The sequence below is a fragment of the Agromyces sp. NPDC029043 genome (genome assembly GCF_055564615.1).
This window is the reverse complement of the sequence record NZ_JBVHVX010000008.1, coordinates 51,296-65,787: the sequence shown is the minus strand read 5'-3', so window position 1 is coordinate 65,787 and position 14,492 is coordinate 51,296. Positions and strand designations below refer to the sequence as shown.

The following is a 14,492-nucleotide window of genomic DNA, read 5'->3' as shown; positions in this document are numbered from 1 at the left end:
GGCTTTTGTTGTTGGGGGTGGGGGCCCAAACCCCCCCCCCCCCCCCCCCCCCTTTTCTCCTTTCCCCCCCCCCTCGCGGAGAGAACGCGAACGACGGATGCCGCAGGCTCCACACCTGCGGCATCCGTCGTCGCGTTGCGCTGCGCCCGGCCGAGCGGGAGGACTCCGACCGGCCGAGCTTCCGTCAGCCCCGGCCCTGCACCGCGTAGGGGTTGAGGATGGCCTCCTCGGTGCCGGGCACGATGCCCTCCTCGGTCGCGGAGGGCTTACCGGGGTCGGGCGGGAACGACTCGGTCATCGACATCGGCATCGCGCCGTTGCGGTAGAGGTTGTTCGACCCGGTGGAGGGCTTCCACTCGCCGGGCTCCCAGTCGGGAACGTAGTTGCGGTAGCCGCCGGTGTTCCACTCGATGCGCATCCCGCTCGGGTCGCGGAAGTACAGGAAGCTCTGCTCGCCGACGCCGTGGATCGAGGGACCGTACTCGATGTGGGTTCCGCGCTCCATGAGCACGTCGGCCGCCTGGAGCAGCTCCTCGCGCGAGTCGACCCAGAACGCGTAGTGGTTCACGCGGCCCGGGCGGTCCGAGCTGTCGAGCACGACGCCGAGGTCGTGCGACTTCTCGTTCGTCGTGATCACGCCGAAGACCGTGACGGGGTAGTCGTCGAGCGTCGTGTAGGCCATGATGCGGAAGCCGAGCACGTCGCGGTACCACTCGGTGAACGCGCGCACGTCGGACGCGGCGACCGTCACGTGGTCGAGCTGACGCGGGCCGACGGCGTGCTGCGTGCGCTTCTCCGGGCGGTCGGGGAAGACCGACCGGAACTCCTCGGGGGCGACGTACTTCTCGACCTCCCAGAACAGCTCCATGGTGTGTCCCCACGGGCCGGTGAAGCGGTAGGAGCGTCCGTGCCCGTGCCCCTCGGCGATCCACTCGCCGGTGACGCCGGCGGCCTCGATGCGCTTGGCCGCCTCGTCGAGCGCCTCGGGGCTCGAGGTGCGCCACGCCATGACGTTCAGCGCGGGCTCGGGGCCCTCGGTGAGCACGAGCGAGTAGTTGTAGTAGTCGCCCCACGAGCGCAGGTAGACCTTGCCGTTCGCGCGCGACTGGACCCGAAGCCCGACCTGCTCCTCGTAGAAGCGGACGGAGGCCTCGACGTCGGGCGCCGCGATCTCGAGGTAGGAGAGGTGGGAGAGGAGTTTGATCATCGTCGATCCTTCAGTCGGAGTGCGGTGATGACGACCGCGTGGTACGGGGTGCCGTTCGGGGCACGTTTCCACTGTCGGCGCTCGCCCGGTATCAGGGAACCCGAATCTCTTGATGCCGACCATCGCCGCGGCTGATGCGGATGCCGCGGGGCTAGCATGTGCCCATGTCGGGAGGCGGCGCGGACTCGCGTTCGGTGGCGGAGAAGCTCTTCGCGATCGCCGACGCGTTCGCCGGCCGCGAGGACCTGAGCCTCAGCGAGATCGCGTCGCGCGCGCGCCTGCCGCTCTCGACCGCGCACCGGCTCGTGCGCGAGTGGGTCCAGTGGGGCGGGCTCGTGCGCGGCGACGACGGACGGTACCGGGTGGGCATGCGGCTCTGGCGACTGGGCGTGCGCCAGCCCACCGCGCTCCGCCTCAGGCGCATCGCGCGGCCGTATCTCGACGACCTGCTCGAGTCGACGGGCGAGCACGTGCACCTCGCGGTCCGCGACGGGCTCGGCGCCGTCTACCTCGAGCGGCTGTCGGGCCACGGGGCGGTCGAGGCGATCTCGGATGTCGGCTCGCGCCTGCCGCTGCACGCGACCGGCGTGGGGCTCGTGCTCCTGGCGCATGCGCCGACCGAGGTGTTCGACGAGGTGCTCGCGTCGAAGCCGCGGAAGTTCCTCCCGAACACGTTGACCGAGGACCGGGAGCTGCGGCGCCGGCTCGCGGAGATCCGCTCGTTCGGACTGTCGACCTCCGTCGAGGAGCTCACGCGCGGGGCATTCTCGGTGGCCGCGCCGGTGCGGGATGCCACGGGTGAGGTCGTGGCGGCGGTGTCGATCATCGCGCACGTCGAGCGGGTCGGCGAGCCGCAGTTCGCGCTGGGCGTGCGGATGGCGGCGCGCGGCATCTCGTCGGCGCTGGGGTACCGACGACCCGGCGAGTAATCCTTCCACTGGGCGGAAGGCCCCCTGCGGCTCGCCGTCGTGACATCCATGCTGGTCACGTTCTTCCGACGACGTGAGAGGCGTGAACGTGCGACAGTCCACCTCCGTGGCCATCATCGGCGCGGGCCCAGCCGGCCTGATGCTCGGTCACCTGCTGGCCCAGGCCGGTGTGCCGTTCGTGATCCTCGAGGCGCAGACCCGCGAGCACGTGCTCGGCCGCATCCGCGCCGGGGTGCTCGAGCAGGGCTCGGTCGACCTGCTCGCCGAGCACGGCCTCGACACCGATCTCCGCGAGCGCGGCCTGACGCACCACGGCATCTACCTGCAGTACGAGGGCCAGCGCCACCACGTCGACTTCGTCGACCTCGTCGGCCGCACCGTGACGGTGTACGGCCAGCAGGCGCTCGTGCGGCACCTCCTTGCCGAGCACGACCGCATCGGCTCGAACGTCGTGTTCGAGGCGAAGGACGTGGAGCCGGTCGGCGTGACCGGCACGCGCCCGACCGTCATCTACACGAAGGACGGCGCGACCGAGGAGCTCGAGTGCGACTTCGTCGTGGGCGCCGACGGCTACCACGGGGTCTGCCGCCGCAGCATCCCCGACGGCGGCATCGAGGTGTTCGAGCGCTCGTACCCGTTCGGCTGGCTCGGCATCCTCGCCGACGTGCCGCCCTCGACCGACGACCTGATCTACGCCCTGCACCGCGACGGTTTCGGGATGCACTCGATGCGCTCGCTGGAGGTGTCGCGCCTGTACGTGCAGGTCGCGCCCGACGAGTCGATCGACGACTGGAGCGACGCCCGCATCTGGGACGCGCTGCAGACCCGCCTCGGCGTCGACGGCTGGGAGCTGACCGAGGGCCCGATCACCGAGAAGTCGATCACGCCCATGCGCAGCTTCGTCGTCTCCACGATGCAGCACGGCCGCATGTTCCTCGCGGGCGACGCGGGGCACATCGTGCCGCCGACCGGCGCGAAGGGCCTGAACTCGGCGATCGCCGACGTGGCGCTGCTGGCCCGCGCCATCCTCGACCACCGCGCCGGCGACGACGGCGGCCTCGCGCGCTACAGCGAGCGCGCGCTGGCCCGGCAGTGGAAGGTGCAGCACTTCTCGCAGTGGATGACCGAGATGCTGCACGTGCACCACGAGGTTCCGGATGCCGCGGCGCGCGCGTTCCGCTACCGCAGCCAGGTCGGCCAGCTCGAGTACGTCACCGGCTCGCACGCCGCCATGCAGAGCCTCGCCGAGCAGTACGCCGGACTTCCCTTCACCACGGAGTGACCATGCCACGACCCGCACCCCAGCCCGAGACCGGGCAGCAGGCCATCAGCGACGAGATCGCACAACGGCATCGCAGCGACACGGATGCCGCGGCATCGGCCGGTCGCTCGCTCGCCGCGCACCCCCGCCGCGACTTCGCGCCGTACCGCTCGACCGTGCTGCGCCATCCGACCCACGAACTGGTGCGCGCCGACCCCGAGGAGATCGAGCTCGTGTCGCCCGCGTTCGGGCACACCGACGTCGCGGCCGAGGAGGCCGACATGACGATCCAGCACGCGGGCGAACCGCTCGGCGAGCGCATCATCGTCACCGGCCGGATCCTCGACGGCGAGGGGCGACCGGTGCGCAACCAACTCATCGAGATCTGGCAGGCGAACGCCTCCGGTCGCTACGTGCACAAGCGCGACCAGCACCCCGCGCCGCTCGATCCGAACTTCACGGGCGTCGGGCGCATCATCACGGGCGACGACGGCTCGTACCGGCTGACGACGATCAAGCCGGGCGCCTACCCGTGGAAGAACCACCGCAACGCGTGGCGCCCGGCGCACATCCACTTCTCGTTCTTCGGCAGCGCCTTCACGCAGCGGCTGATCACGCAGATGTACTTCCCGGGCGACCCGCTGTTCGCCCTCGACCCGATCTACCAGTCGATCGTCGACCCGAAGGCGCGCGAGCGGCTCGTCGCGCAGTACGACCACGACGTGAGCGAGCCCGAGTGGGCGCTCGGCTACCGGTGGGACGTCGTGCTCACCGGCCCGAGGTCGACCTGGATGGAGCCGGAGGACGCCGACCATGCCTGAGCAGTCCCTGCCCGACGAGACGGGCGCCGAGGCCTTCGACGCCACCGACCTCCCCGGCGCCCACGTGCACCCGGGCGAGCACGTCGGCCCGCTCGCGCAGACCCCGTCGCAGACGGTCGGCCCGTTCTTCGGCTACGCGCTGCCGTACGCCGGCGGTCCCGACGTGCGCGCGCCGTGGCAGCCCGACGCCATCCGCCTCCACGGGACCGTGTTCGACGGCGCGGGCGACCCGATCCCCGACGCGATCGTCGAGATCTGGGGGGCGGATGCCTCGGGCCGGCCCTCCACCGACCGCGGGGCGTTCTATCGCGACCAGCACGGTTTCGCGGGCTTCGGCCGCGCGGCCGTCGACCGCGACGGGCACTTCTCGTTCACGACGATCAAGCCCGGGCCGGCGCGCGAGGGCTCGGCGCCGTACCTGCTCGTCACGATCTTCGCGCGCGGCGTGCTGCACCACCTGTTCACGCGCGCCTACTTCGGCGACGAGCCGGCCGCGAATGCCGCCGATCCGCTGCTCGCCCGCGTCGACGCCTCGCGCCGCGGCACGCTCATCGCCGAGTCCGACGCGCCCCGCTCGTACCGCTTCGACATCCGGCTGCAGGGCGAGGGCGAGACCGTGTTCCTCGACTACGGCACCGAGGTCTGAGCAGGATGGAGCGATGACCGACTGGGGACTCATCGATCCGGGTGCGGCCGACGCGACCGGCACCGACGACGACGCGGTGCTCGCCGCGATGGTCGAGGTCGAGCGCGCGCTGCTCCTGGCCTGGGGGAGCGTGCTCGGCGAGTTCCTCGACGCGCAGGCCGACGCACTCGATGCCGCGGCGCTCGACCGCGCGGCACTGCGCTCAGGCGTGGTCCGCGACGGCGTGCCGGTCGTGTCGCTGGTGCCCGCGCTGCGCGCGCAGCTCGAGGCGGCCGGGCTGCCGGCCGACCGGCTGCACCTCGGCGCGACCAGCCAGGACGTCGTCGACACCGCGCTCATGCTCGTCGCGCGCGACGCGCTCTCCGACGCCCGAGCCTCGCTCGTCGAGGCGGGCCGTTCGCTGGCGGCGCTCGCCGAGGCGCATCGGCGGAGCCCGCGCATCGCACGGTCGATCGCGCGGCACGGCGAGGCCTCCACGCTCGGGGTGCTCGCCGCGGGCTGGCTCGACGGGGTGGGCTCGGCGATCGCCGTGCTCGACGGGCTCGCATTCCCGGTGCAGTTCGGCGGTGCCGTCGGAACGGGTGCGGCGGCGGATGTCGCGGCCGGCCGAGCCACGGGCGCCGAGGAGGTCCGCGCCGAGCTCGCGCGCCGACTCGGGCTCGCCGACCCCGGTCGCTCGTGGCAGGTCGAGCGCACGCCCGTGCTCGCGGTCGCCTCGGCGGCCGCCTCGGTCGTCGCGGCACTCGGACGCGTCGCGGGCGACGCCACGTTCCTCTCACGCGAGGAGGTCGGCGAGGTGCGCCTCGCCGGCGGAGGCGGATCGTCGGCCATGCCGCACAAGCAGAACCCGGTCGACGCGGTGCGGGTCACGGCGGCCGCGGTCGAGGCGCCCGGCCTGCTGCAGGTCGTCGCGAGCGCCGCGGTGGCGGGCGACGAGCGGTCGGCGGGACGATGGCACGCCGAATGGTCCTCGCTGCGGCGCCTCGTCCGGCTCGCACGCTCGGCGGCGGATGCCGCGTTCCGCCTCGTCGACGGGATGGAGCTCGTCGCCGACCGCGCCGCCGTCGTGCTGGCCGGGGCGGGGCGGGCGGGCGCGCGCCCCGATCGCGACGTGCTCGCCGCGGCATCCGACCGCATCGTCGACGCCGCCGTCGACCGTTTCACCCGACTCGCCGGTTCCGCCGGCGCGGCCGACCAGGAGGCCCGACCATGACCGTTCCCCGCCTGCTCGGCTCGTTCGCACCCGGCGCCGCGCCCGCCGCGGCCAACCCGTTGCTCGTGCTGCTGCCCTCGCTCGGCACCACGAGCGCCCTCTGGGACGGCGTCGTCACCCGGCTCCGAGCCGACCCGAGGACCGCCGGCCTGCGGATCCTGCGCGTCGACCTGCCCGGGCACGGCGTCTCGCCCGCCTCGGGCGACGCGTTCACCATCGGCGAGCTCGCCGACGCCGTGCTCGCCGTGGTCGACGAGGCCGGCGGCGGGGCGTTCCACGTCGCCGGGGTGTCGCTCGGCGGTGCGATCGCACTCGAGCTCGCCGTCGCGCATCCCGAGCGCGTGCGCTCGCTCGTCACGAGCTGCAGCGGCGCACGGATCGGCACGCCCGACGGGTGGGCCGAGCGCGCGGCGGCGGTGCGCGCGAGCGGCACCGCGTCGCTCGTCACCGGCAGCGCGGCCCGCTGGTTCGCGCCCGGGTTCCTCGAGCGCGAGGGCGGCGGCCCGGGCGCCGCGTCGCTCACGACGCTCGTCGACGTCGACGACGAGTCGTACGCGCGCTGCGCCGAGTCGCTCGCCGACTTCGACCGGACCGCCGACCTGGAGCATCTTCAGGTGCCGACCCTCGCGATCAGCGGCGAGCGCGACGCCGTGACCACGCCGGCGTCCATGCAGGACCTCGCCGACGCCGTCCCCGGCGGCCGGCACGTCGCCCTCGACGGCGCGTCGCACCTCGCCGTGCTCGAGGAGCCCGCTGCGGCCGCCGAGCTGATCGCGCAGCACGTCGCGGCCGCCGAGCGCGCCGGCGCGGCATCCGTCGCCCACGACCGCGGCATGACCGTGCGCCGCGAGGTGCTCGGCGACGCGCACGTCGACCGCGCGGTCGCGGCGACGACGTCCGAGACCGCGGCGTTCCAGGACTTCCTCACGCGGTACGCGTGGGGCGACGTCTGGGCGCGGCCAGGGCTGTCGCGCCGCGAGCGCTCGATCGCCACGCTCGCCGCCCTCACGGCGGGCGGCCACGAGAACGAGGTCGCGATGCACGTGCGCGCCGCACTTCGGAACGGGCTCTCGCGCGACGAGATCGCCGAGGTCCTGCTGCACACCGCGCTCTACGCCGGCCTGCCGGCGGCGAACTCGGCGTTCGCGATCATGCGCGCCGTGTTCGCGGACCTCGACGCCGCGACATCCACCACCGACGCCCCCGACGAGACCCCCTGAATCCCCGGAGGACCCATGGACAAGACCTTCGCGACGGCCGACGAGGCCGTCGCCGACATCCCCTCGGGCGCGTCGCTCGCCGTCGGCGGCTTCGGCCTGTCGGGCGTGCCGATCACGATCATCCGGGCGCTGCTCGCGCGCGGCGTCGGCGAGCTCGAGGTCGTCTCGAACAACTGCGGCGTCGACGGGTGGGGCCTCGGCGAGCTGCTCGCCGCCGGCCGCATCCGCCGGGTCATCGCGTCGTACATCGGCGAGAACCGCGAGTTCGCCCGCCAGTACCTCTCGGGCGAGGTCGAGGTCGAGCTCACGCCGCAGGGCACGCTGGCCGAGCGGCTGCGCGCGGGCGGCGTCGGCATCCCGGCGTTCTACACGGCGACCGGCGCGGGCACGGCGGTCTCCGACGGCGGGATGCCGCTGCGCTACGCATCCGACGGCTCGGTCGCGCTGACCAGCGACCCGAAGGAGCTGCGCCCGTTCGACTCGTTCGGCCGGACCCGCGAGTACGTCCTCGAGCGCGCCATCCGCACCGACTACGGACTCGTGCGCGCCGCGGTCGGCGACCGGCACGGCAACCTGCGGTTCGAGAAGTCGACCCGCAACTTCAACCCGCTCGCCGGAATGGCCGGGAAGGTGACGATCGCCGAGGTCGACGAGCTCGTCGAGCCGGGCGAGCTCGGGCCCGACGACATCCACCTGCCGGGCATCTACGTGGACCGCGTCGTCGCGCTCACGCCCGAGCAGGCCGCCGACCTGCCGATCGAGAAGGTGACCGTGCGGCGCCGGCCCGCGGCATCCGGAACCGCCACCGACCAGGCCGAGGAGGCCCGCTGATGCCCCTGACCCGCGACGAGATGGCGGCCCGCGCAGCCCGCGAGCTCGAGGACGGCACGTACGTCAACCTCGGCATCGGCCTGCCGACGCTGATCCCGAACCACCTGCCGGGTGGCGTCGAGGTCGTGCTGCATTCCGAGAACGGCATCCTCGGCGTCGGCCCGTACCCGTGGGAGGGCGAGGAGGACCCCAAGCTCATCAACGCCGGCAAGGAGACCGTGACGGTGCTGCCGGGCGCGGCGTACTTCGACTCGGCCGCGAGCTTCGGCATGATCCGCGGCGGGCGCATCACGACCGCGGTCCTCGGTGCCATGCAGGTGTCGGCCCACGGCGACATCGCCAACTGGGCCGTGCCCGGGAAGATGGTCAAGGGCATGGGTGGCGCCATGGACCTCGTCAACGGCGCCGAGCGCGTGATCGTCGTCATGGAGCACGTCGCGAAGGACGGCTCGGCCAAGCTCGTGCAGGAGTGCACGCTGCCGCTGACCGGGCGTCGCTGCGTCGACCGGGTCATCACCGACCTCGCGGTGTTCGACGTGACCGACGACGGGTTCGTGCTCGTCGAGCTGGCGCCCGGCGTCACGGTGGAGCAGGTCACGGATGCCACGGGCGCGCCCGTCACGGTGTCGCCGGGCCTCGGTGCGGAGGCCACGCGATGACGCTCGTCGTGGCATTCGTCGGACGAACTGCACGACACACGGGGACGCCGTCGGCGCGTCGCGTCGGAGATCCGACGACTCGCAGGTCGGGGGGTGGCCGCCTGTGACCGAGCTGCGCGAGGTCGTCGTCTGCGCGCCGCTGCGCACCCCGGTCGGACGGATGGGCGGCGCGCTCGCACCGGTCGCCGCCCTCGAGCTCGCGACCACGGTGCTCACCGCCCTGCTCGAGCGCACCGGCATCGACCCCGCCGCGATCGACGGCGTCATCGCCGCCCAGGGCTACCCGACCATGGAGGCGCCCGCGATCGGCCGGGTCGCCGCGCTCGACGCGGGCTTCCCCGTCACGACGACCGGCTATCAGCTCGACCGCCGCTGCGGGTCGGGACTGCAGGCGGTGCTCAACGCGGCCATGGAGGTGCAGACCGGGGTCGCCGATGCCGTCGTCGCCCTCGGGGTCGAGTCGATGTCGAACGCCCCGCTCTACACGGTCGAGGGCCGGCGGGGCATCGCCGGGGCCGGCCTGATGCTGCACGACGCGCTCTCGCGCGGTCGCGAGACCGTCGGGGGCCGGCGGTTCCCGACGCCCGACGGCAACGTCGGCTCGGCCGAGCTGCTGCGCGCCGAGTACGGGATCTCGCGCGACGCGCAGGACGCGTTCGCGCTGCAATCGCACCGCCGCGCGGTCGCCGCGCAGGAGTCGGGCGCATTCGACGCCGAGCTCGTGCCGGTCGAGGTGGAGGGCCGCCGGGGGAGCGTCGTCATCGACCGCGACGAGCACCCGCGCGGCGACACGACGCTCGAGGCGCTCGGATCGTTGCGCGCCATCCTGGGACGGCGCGACCCCGACGCCACCGTCACCGCCGGCAACTCGAGCGGACAGAACGATGCCGCGGCCGCGTGCATCGTGACGACGCCCGAGCGTGCGGCCGAGTTCGGCCTGACGCCCATGCTGCGGCTGGTGTCGTGGGCGGTCGCGGGCAACGACCCGCTGCGCTTCGGCGTCGCGCCCGTCCCGGCGGCGAACCTCGCGCTGCACCGGGCGGGCATCCGCTTCGACGACCTCGACGTGATCGAACTCAACGAGGCGTTCGCCGTGCAGGTGCTGGCGTGCCTCGCCGACTGGGGACTCGACGCCGAGGACCCGCGCCTGAACCCGCGCGGAAGCGGCATCTCGATCGGTCACCCGATCGGGGCCACCGGCATCCGGATACTCGCGACGCTCGCGCACGAGCTGCCCGCGCTCGACGGCGAGCTCGCGCTCGAGACGATGTGCATCGGGGGCGGCCAGGCGCTCGCCGCGGTGTTCGCCCGCGCCTGATCTGCGCCGATTCGCGCGCCCCGATCACAGGAGAATCCGCGATGTGCCGGACGGATTCGGCGATTCCGACCTGAGGACCGCGGAACTTCCGGTGAACGGCCCCGCAGGGCGGGCCGATGCGGCCGTTCTCCGGCGGGTCAGCGGGCGCGCTCGGGCCCGCCGGTGGGCTCGATGCCGGTCACGGTCGTGAGCAGGAAGACCGAGTCCTCGAGCGCGAGCACCGAGTGCCGGTCATGGGTGAGCACGTCGACGCGGCCGGCGGGAACCTCGGCGACGTCCTGCCCGGTGACGCGGATCCGCCCGGACAGCACCTGCACGCTCGCGGCCGCGGGCGAGTTGTGCTCGGAGAGCTGGGCGCCCGACCGCAGCGCGATGATCGTCTGTCGCATGGGTCCGTCGCGGAGGATCAGCTCGGCGCTCCGGCCGTGCTCGTCGGTGAGCGCGGCGGCGAGGTGGGTACGAGCGAGTTCGGTCAGGTCGGCCACGGAGTCCTCCGTCCGGACGGTGTGCCGTCCAGTATGCCAATCGCGGGGCCGAGCGGCGTCAGTCCGCGATCAGCGTGCCGCCGTCGATCACGATGTTCTGGCCCGTCACGAAGGCGCCGGCGGATGACGCGAGCCAGACGACCGCGCCGGCGACCTCCTCCGGCCGGCCGAACCGACCGATCGGCGTCCGTTTCCGGCGACGTGCCGCCGCGTCGGGATCGTCGGTGATGGACCGTGCGAAGTCGGTCGCGATGATGCCGGGTGAGATCGCGTTCGCCCGCACGCCGGCGGGCCCCCACTGCACGGCGAGATTCCGCACGAGCTGCGCGTTCGCCGCCTTGGTGATGCCGTAGCCCGACAGGACGCGGTTGCCGCGCAGGCCGGCGAGACTCGACATGACGAGGAACGCGCCGCCGCCGCCATCCGCCATCACCGGCACGGCGGCGTTCGCCAACTCGGCGACCGAGCGCACGTGCACGGCGTACATGCGGTCGAGCGCGCCGAGGTCGATCCGCCCCGATGCGTCGAGGGCGGCGCCCGCGTTCGCGAGCACGGTGTCGAGGCGTCCCCAGCGATCGAGAACGGTCGAGACCAGGTCGGTGCCGGCGCCCTCCACGGTGAGGTCGGCCGCGAGGCCCTCGACCTCCAGCCCCCGATCGCGCAGCGCTCGTGCCGCCGCGTCCGGATCCCGGTCGGGCAGGCCGACGATGACGACCCGGGCGCCAGCGGCCGCGAGGGCCTCGGCAGCCGTGAGCCCGATCCCCGACGACCCACCGGTCACCACGGCGACCTGCCCCGCACACGAGAACAGGCGCGCCGGATGCAGTGCCGATCCGGTGTCGTTGCCCGCACCCTCGCCCATGCCATCCTCCTCGACGCGTCCTCGCGAGTGTACGGAGCCCCGAGGTGCCGCGTCATCGGGGTTCGTGATGCGCCGCATCACGGGGGCGTCCTCGCGCGACGATGGATCGACTGGTGGTCACGACGAGGAGGCGCCGATGGGATCGATCGAGGGTCGGACGTACGCGGTGACGGGCGCGGCCTCCGGGATCGGCGCCGCGACGGTCGCGGGACTCCTCGCGGCCGGGGCGCTGGTCGTCGCCGCCGACCTGACCTGGGGTGCCGCAGAGCCCGCGCCACCGCGCGTCGATCGCGTGCGGCTCGACGTGACCGACCCCTCCGCCTGGGCCGGGCTCGCGGCGCGGCTCGGCAGCGACACCGCTGCCCTCGCCGGCCTGGTCAACGCCGCGGGCATCACGCGCCGCGCCCGCCTGCACGACGCGACGCCCGACGACTTCCAGCAGGCCTTCGCCGTCAACGCGATCGGGCCGGCGCTCGGCATCCAGGCGCTCGCACCGCTCATGCGCGACGGCGGCTCGATCGTCAACGTCGGGTCGGCCGCCGGCCTCATGGCGCACTACGGCATCGCCTACGGCGCGAGCAAGTGGGCGCTCCGCGGCATCACGAGGACCGCGGCGATGGAGCTCGGGCCCCGCGGCATCCGCGTCAACCTCGTCAGCCCCGGCTTCATCGAGACGCCGATGACCGCGAGCGCGCCCGGCGCGTTCCGCGACGCGAACCTGGCGGGCACCCCGCTCGGCCGCACCGGCACGCCCGGGGAGGTCGCGGCCGTCATCCTGCAGTTGCTGTCGCCGGATGCCTCGTTCGTGACGGGCACCGAGGTCGCCGTCGACGGCGGCCTGACGGGCCACGCGGGCGGACTGCCGATCGCGCGCGCCATGGGCTCAGCGCATCCACAGGAGTGATGGACTCCATCATGGATCGGCCCTTCACTGATACCGGCTCACGCGCTTGACTGGATCCACGCCGCCCACCGACGCGCGCGTGATTGGAGACACCCGTGACATCGTCGTCCGCCGGCCTCACCGCACCCTTCGCCATCGTCCGCTTCCGCGCGGCGGACGGCGAGGAGCCGCGTCTCGGGCTCGTCGCGGGCGAACGGGTGCGCGCGATCGACCCCGACGAGCTCGGAGCGCCCGACCTCAACGCGTTCCTCGCGGAGGCCCCGGCATCGTGGGACCGGCTGCGTCGGGTCGCCGAGCAGGCCGAGGGCCCGTGGCATCCGCTCGCCGACGTCACGCTGACCGCACCCGTCACGCCGCGCCAGGTGCTGCAGACCGGTGCGAACTACCGCACGCACGTCATCGACCTCGTCGCCGCCGGCCGGGCCAAGAACGACCCGCGCCCCATCGAGGAGCTGCGCGAGTGGGCCGCCGACATGATGGACCGCCGCGCGCGCGAGGGCACGCCGTACTTCTTCATCGGCCTGCCCGCCGCGGTGGTCGGCGACGACGTCGACCTCGTGCTGCCCTCGTACAGCGACCAGCACGACTGGGAGCTCGAGCTGGCCGTCGTGATCGGCCGAGAGGCGTACCGCGTCGACCGCGAGCACGCGATGGAGCACGTCGCCGGCTACACGATCGTCAACGACATCACCACGCGCGACCTCGTCTTCCGCGAGGACATGAAGGAGATCGGCACCGACTGGTACCGCGGCAAGAACGCGCCCGGCTTCCTGCCGACGGGGCCCTACCTGGTCCCCGCCGAGTTCGTGCCCGATGCGGGCGACCTGCACCTGCAGCTCACCCTCAACGGTGAGACGATGCAGGATGCCACGACCTCCGACCTCCTCTTCGACCTGCCCGCGCTCATCGCCGGGGCGTCGCAGAACATGCCCCTGCTGCCCGGCGACCTGCTGCTCACCGGAAGCCCGGCCGGCAACGGCATCGTGCACGGCCGCATGCTCCGCGACGGCGACGTGATGGTCGGCGCGATCGAAGGGCTGGGCGCGCAGACCGTGCGGGCCGTGGCCGAGACGACGGATGCGGCGGGCGAGCGCGTCCACGCCGAGGCGCGTGCACGATGACCACGAACCTCCTCAGCGAGGACCCGGCCGCCCTCGACCGCGCCGACCCGGCCCGCCACATCGCCGAGACCGCCGAGGCGGTCCGCAACTGGGGCCGCTGGGGCGAAGCCGACCGGCTCGGCACGCTCAACTTCATCGGCGACGCCGAGCGCGCCCGGGCCGCAGGCCTCGTGCGCCGCGGCGCGAGCTTCTCGCTCTCGCAGCCGTTCGACATGAACGGTCCGCAGCAGGGCTGGCGCCGCCGCACCAACCCGGTGCACACGATGCTCGACACGGGGACGGATGCCGCGGCCGGCACCCAGGGCTTCCCGCACGGCATCGGCGGCGCCGACGACGTCATCGCGATGCCCCTCCAGTGCTCCACCCAGTGGGACGGGCTCGGCCACATCTTCGACCGTGGCCTGGCCTGGAACGGCCGCCCGGCCGGCCAGGTGGTCACGAGCGACGGCGACCTCGTGACGGGCATCGAGCACGCGGCATCCGCCATCGTCGGACGCGGCGTGCTGCTCGACGTCGGCCGTCACCTGCGGCCGCAGACCGGAGAGCTGGAGGACGGCTACGCCATCACGGTCGCCGACCTCGAGGCGTGCATCGCCGCGCAGGGCGCGACGAGCGCCGTCGGCCGCGGCGACCTCGTGCTCGTGCGCACCGGCCGCTACGCGCGCGCCCTGCGCGAGGGCTGGAACGGGTACGCCGGCGGACCCAGCGCAGGCCTGTCGTTCACGACGGCCGGATGGCTCCACCGCACCGAGATCGCCGCGATCGCGACCGACACGTGGGGCTTCGAGGTGCGGCCGAACGAGTTCGACGACGCGTTCCAGCCGCTGCACCAGGTCGTGATCCCCAACATGGGCCTCACGATCGGCGAGATGTGGGACCTCGAGGCGCTCGCCGCCGATTGCGCCGAGGACGGCGTCCACGAGTTCCTGCTCGTCGCACCCCCGCTGCCCATCACGGGAGCCGTCGGCTCGCCCGTGAACCCCATCGCCCTGAAGTAGCCAACCCGAACGCATCC

Annotated in this window: 15 protein-coding genes; 12 read left to right on the top strand and 3 right to left on the bottom strand. The window is 73.4% G+C overall.

Annotated elements, in window-relative coordinates:
- Window positions 1-184 precede the first annotated feature (184 nt).
- Window positions 185-1,207 (bottom strand): VOC family protein, encoded by a 1,023-nt coding sequence (locus ACZ4TW_RS11880; RefSeq protein ID WP_465542928.1) that lies wholly within the window; start codon window positions 1,205-1,207, stop codon window positions 185-187.
- A gap of 164 nt (window positions 1,208-1,371) precedes the next feature.
- On the opposite strand from ACZ4TW_RS11880, the gene ACZ4TW_RS11875 reads away from it, so the two are divergent.
- The 9 genes from ACZ4TW_RS11875 (at window position 1,372) to ACZ4TW_RS11835 (ending at window position 10,105) form a co-directional block, all read left to right on the top strand.
- A complete protein-coding gene (locus tag ACZ4TW_RS11875; protein ID WP_465542927.1) occupies window positions 1,372-2,136 on the top strand; it encodes an IclR family transcriptional regulator in 765 nt (254 codons plus the stop codon).
- 88 nt (window positions 2,137-2,224) lie between these two features.
- On the top strand, window positions 2,225-3,418 hold the full coding sequence (locus ACZ4TW_RS11870) for a 4-hydroxybenzoate 3-monooxygenase (protein WP_465542926.1): 1,194 nt from the start codon (window positions 2,225-2,227) through the stop codon (window positions 3,416-3,418).
- Between the two features lie 2 nt (window positions 3,419-3,420).
- The gene (pcaH, locus tag ACZ4TW_RS11865; RefSeq protein ID WP_465542925.1) at window positions 3,421-4,218 is read left to right on the top strand and encodes a protocatechuate 3,4-dioxygenase subunit beta; all 798 of its coding nucleotides are present in this window, start codon (window positions 3,421-3,423) and stop codon (window positions 4,216-4,218) included.
- On the top strand, window positions 4,211-4,864 hold the full coding sequence (gene pcaG / locus ACZ4TW_RS11860) for a protocatechuate 3,4-dioxygenase subunit alpha (RefSeq protein WP_465542924.1): 654 nt from the start codon (window positions 4,211-4,213) through the stop codon (window positions 4,862-4,864). The genes pcaH and pcaG overlap by 8 nt, the downstream gene beginning before the upstream one ends.
- 13 nt (window positions 4,865-4,877) lie before the next feature.
- Complete coding sequence (locus ACZ4TW_RS11855; protein ID WP_465542923.1) at window positions 4,878-6,077, top strand: lyase family protein; 1,200 nt, start codon at window positions 4,878-4,880, stop codon at window positions 6,075-6,077.
- Window positions 6,074-7,297, top strand: coding sequence for a bifunctional 3-oxoadipate enol-lactonase/4-carboxymuconolactone decarboxylase PcaDC (gene pcaDC / locus ACZ4TW_RS11850; RefSeq protein ID WP_465542922.1), 1,224 nt, complete (start codon window positions 6,074-6,076; stop codon window positions 7,295-7,297). Before ACZ4TW_RS11855 ends, pcaDC begins: the two co-directional genes overlap by 4 nt.
- A gap of 15 nt (window positions 7,298-7,312) precedes the next feature.
- Window positions 7,313-8,128: a CoA transferase subunit A gene (locus ACZ4TW_RS11845; RefSeq protein WP_465542921.1), complete on the top strand. Its 816-nt coding sequence runs from the start codon at window positions 7,313-7,315 to the stop codon at window positions 8,126-8,128.
- Entirely contained in the window at window positions 8,128-8,787 is a 660-nt protein-coding gene (locus tag ACZ4TW_RS11840) for a CoA transferase subunit B (protein WP_465542920.1), read from the top strand. The genes ACZ4TW_RS11845 and ACZ4TW_RS11840 overlap by 1 nt, the downstream gene beginning before the upstream one ends.
- 103 nt (window positions 8,788-8,890) lie before the next feature.
- On the top strand, window positions 8,891-10,105 hold the full coding sequence (locus ACZ4TW_RS11835) for an acetyl-CoA C-acetyltransferase (protein WP_465542919.1): 1,215 nt from the start codon (window positions 8,891-8,893) through the stop codon (window positions 10,103-10,105).
- A 137-nt stretch (window positions 10,106-10,242) separates the two neighbouring features.
- On the opposite strand, the gene ACZ4TW_RS11830 is transcribed toward ACZ4TW_RS11835, so the two are convergent.
- Entirely contained in the window at window positions 10,243-10,590 is a 348-nt protein-coding gene (locus ACZ4TW_RS11830; protein WP_465542918.1) for a cupin domain-containing protein, read from the bottom strand.
- Between the two features lie 58 nt (window positions 10,591-10,648).
- Window positions 10,649-11,452 carry an SDR family NAD(P)-dependent oxidoreductase gene (locus tag ACZ4TW_RS11825; RefSeq protein WP_465542917.1) on the bottom strand — a complete coding sequence of 268 codons (804 nt, stop codon included), beginning with the start codon at window positions 11,450-11,452 and terminating at the stop codon, window positions 10,649-10,651.
- Window positions 11,453-11,588: 136 nt separating this feature from the next.
- Here ACZ4TW_RS11825 and ACZ4TW_RS11820 point away from each other — a divergent pair, with 136 nt between their 5' ends.
- From ACZ4TW_RS11820 to ACZ4TW_RS11810, 3 genes are all read left to right on the top strand, one after another.
- On the top strand, window positions 11,589-12,356 hold the full coding sequence (locus tag ACZ4TW_RS11820) for an SDR family NAD(P)-dependent oxidoreductase (RefSeq protein ID WP_465542916.1): 768 nt from the start codon (window positions 11,589-11,591) through the stop codon (window positions 12,354-12,356).
- Between the two features lie 95 nt (window positions 12,357-12,451).
- Entirely contained in the window at window positions 12,452-13,477 is a 1,026-nt protein-coding gene (locus ACZ4TW_RS11815) for a fumarylacetoacetate hydrolase family protein (RefSeq protein WP_465542915.1), read from the top strand.
- Window positions 13,474-14,475 (top strand): cyclase family protein, encoded by a 1,002-nt coding sequence (locus ACZ4TW_RS11810; RefSeq protein ID WP_465542914.1) that lies wholly within the window; start codon window positions 13,474-13,476, stop codon window positions 14,473-14,475. Before ACZ4TW_RS11815 ends, ACZ4TW_RS11810 begins: the two co-directional genes overlap by 4 nt.
- Window positions 14,476-14,492: the final 17 nt, after the last annotated feature.

Coding starts and splice junctions, on each gene's coding strand:
- ACZ4TW_RS11840 (WP_465542920.1), top strand. CDS start 8,128: ATGCCCCTGACCCGCGACGAGATGGCGGCCCGCGCAGCCCGCGAGCTC.
- ACZ4TW_RS11845 (WP_465542921.1), top strand. CDS start 7,313: ATGGACAAGACCTTCGCGACGGCCGACGAGGCCGTCGCCGACATCCCC.
- ACZ4TW_RS11880 (WP_465542928.1), bottom strand. CDS start 1,207: ATGATCAAACTCCTCTCCCACCTCTCCTACCTCGAGATCGCGGCGCCC.
- pcaDC (WP_465542922.1), top strand. CDS start 6,074: ATGACCGTTCCCCGCCTGCTCGGCTCGTTCGCACCCGGCGCCGCGCCC.
- ACZ4TW_RS11810 (WP_465542914.1), top strand. CDS start 13,474: ATGACCACGAACCTCCTCAGCGAGGACCCGGCCGCCCTCGACCGCGCC.
- ACZ4TW_RS11855 (WP_465542923.1), top strand. CDS start 4,878: ATGACCGACTGGGGACTCATCGATCCGGGTGCGGCCGACGCGACCGGC.
- pcaH (WP_465542925.1), top strand. CDS start 3,421: ATGCCACGACCCGCACCCCAGCCCGAGACCGGGCAGCAGGCCATCAGC.
- ACZ4TW_RS11820 (WP_465542916.1), top strand. CDS start 11,589: ATGGGATCGATCGAGGGTCGGACGTACGCGGTGACGGGCGCGGCCTCC.
- ACZ4TW_RS11825 (WP_465542917.1), bottom strand. CDS start 11,452: ATGGGCGAGGGTGCGGGCAACGACACCGGATCGGCACTGCATCCGGCG.
- ACZ4TW_RS11875 (WP_465542927.1), top strand. CDS start 1,372: ATGTCGGGAGGCGGCGCGGACTCGCGTTCGGTGGCGGAGAAGCTCTTC.
- pcaG (WP_465542924.1), top strand. CDS start 4,211: ATGCCTGAGCAGTCCCTGCCCGACGAGACGGGCGCCGAGGCCTTCGAC.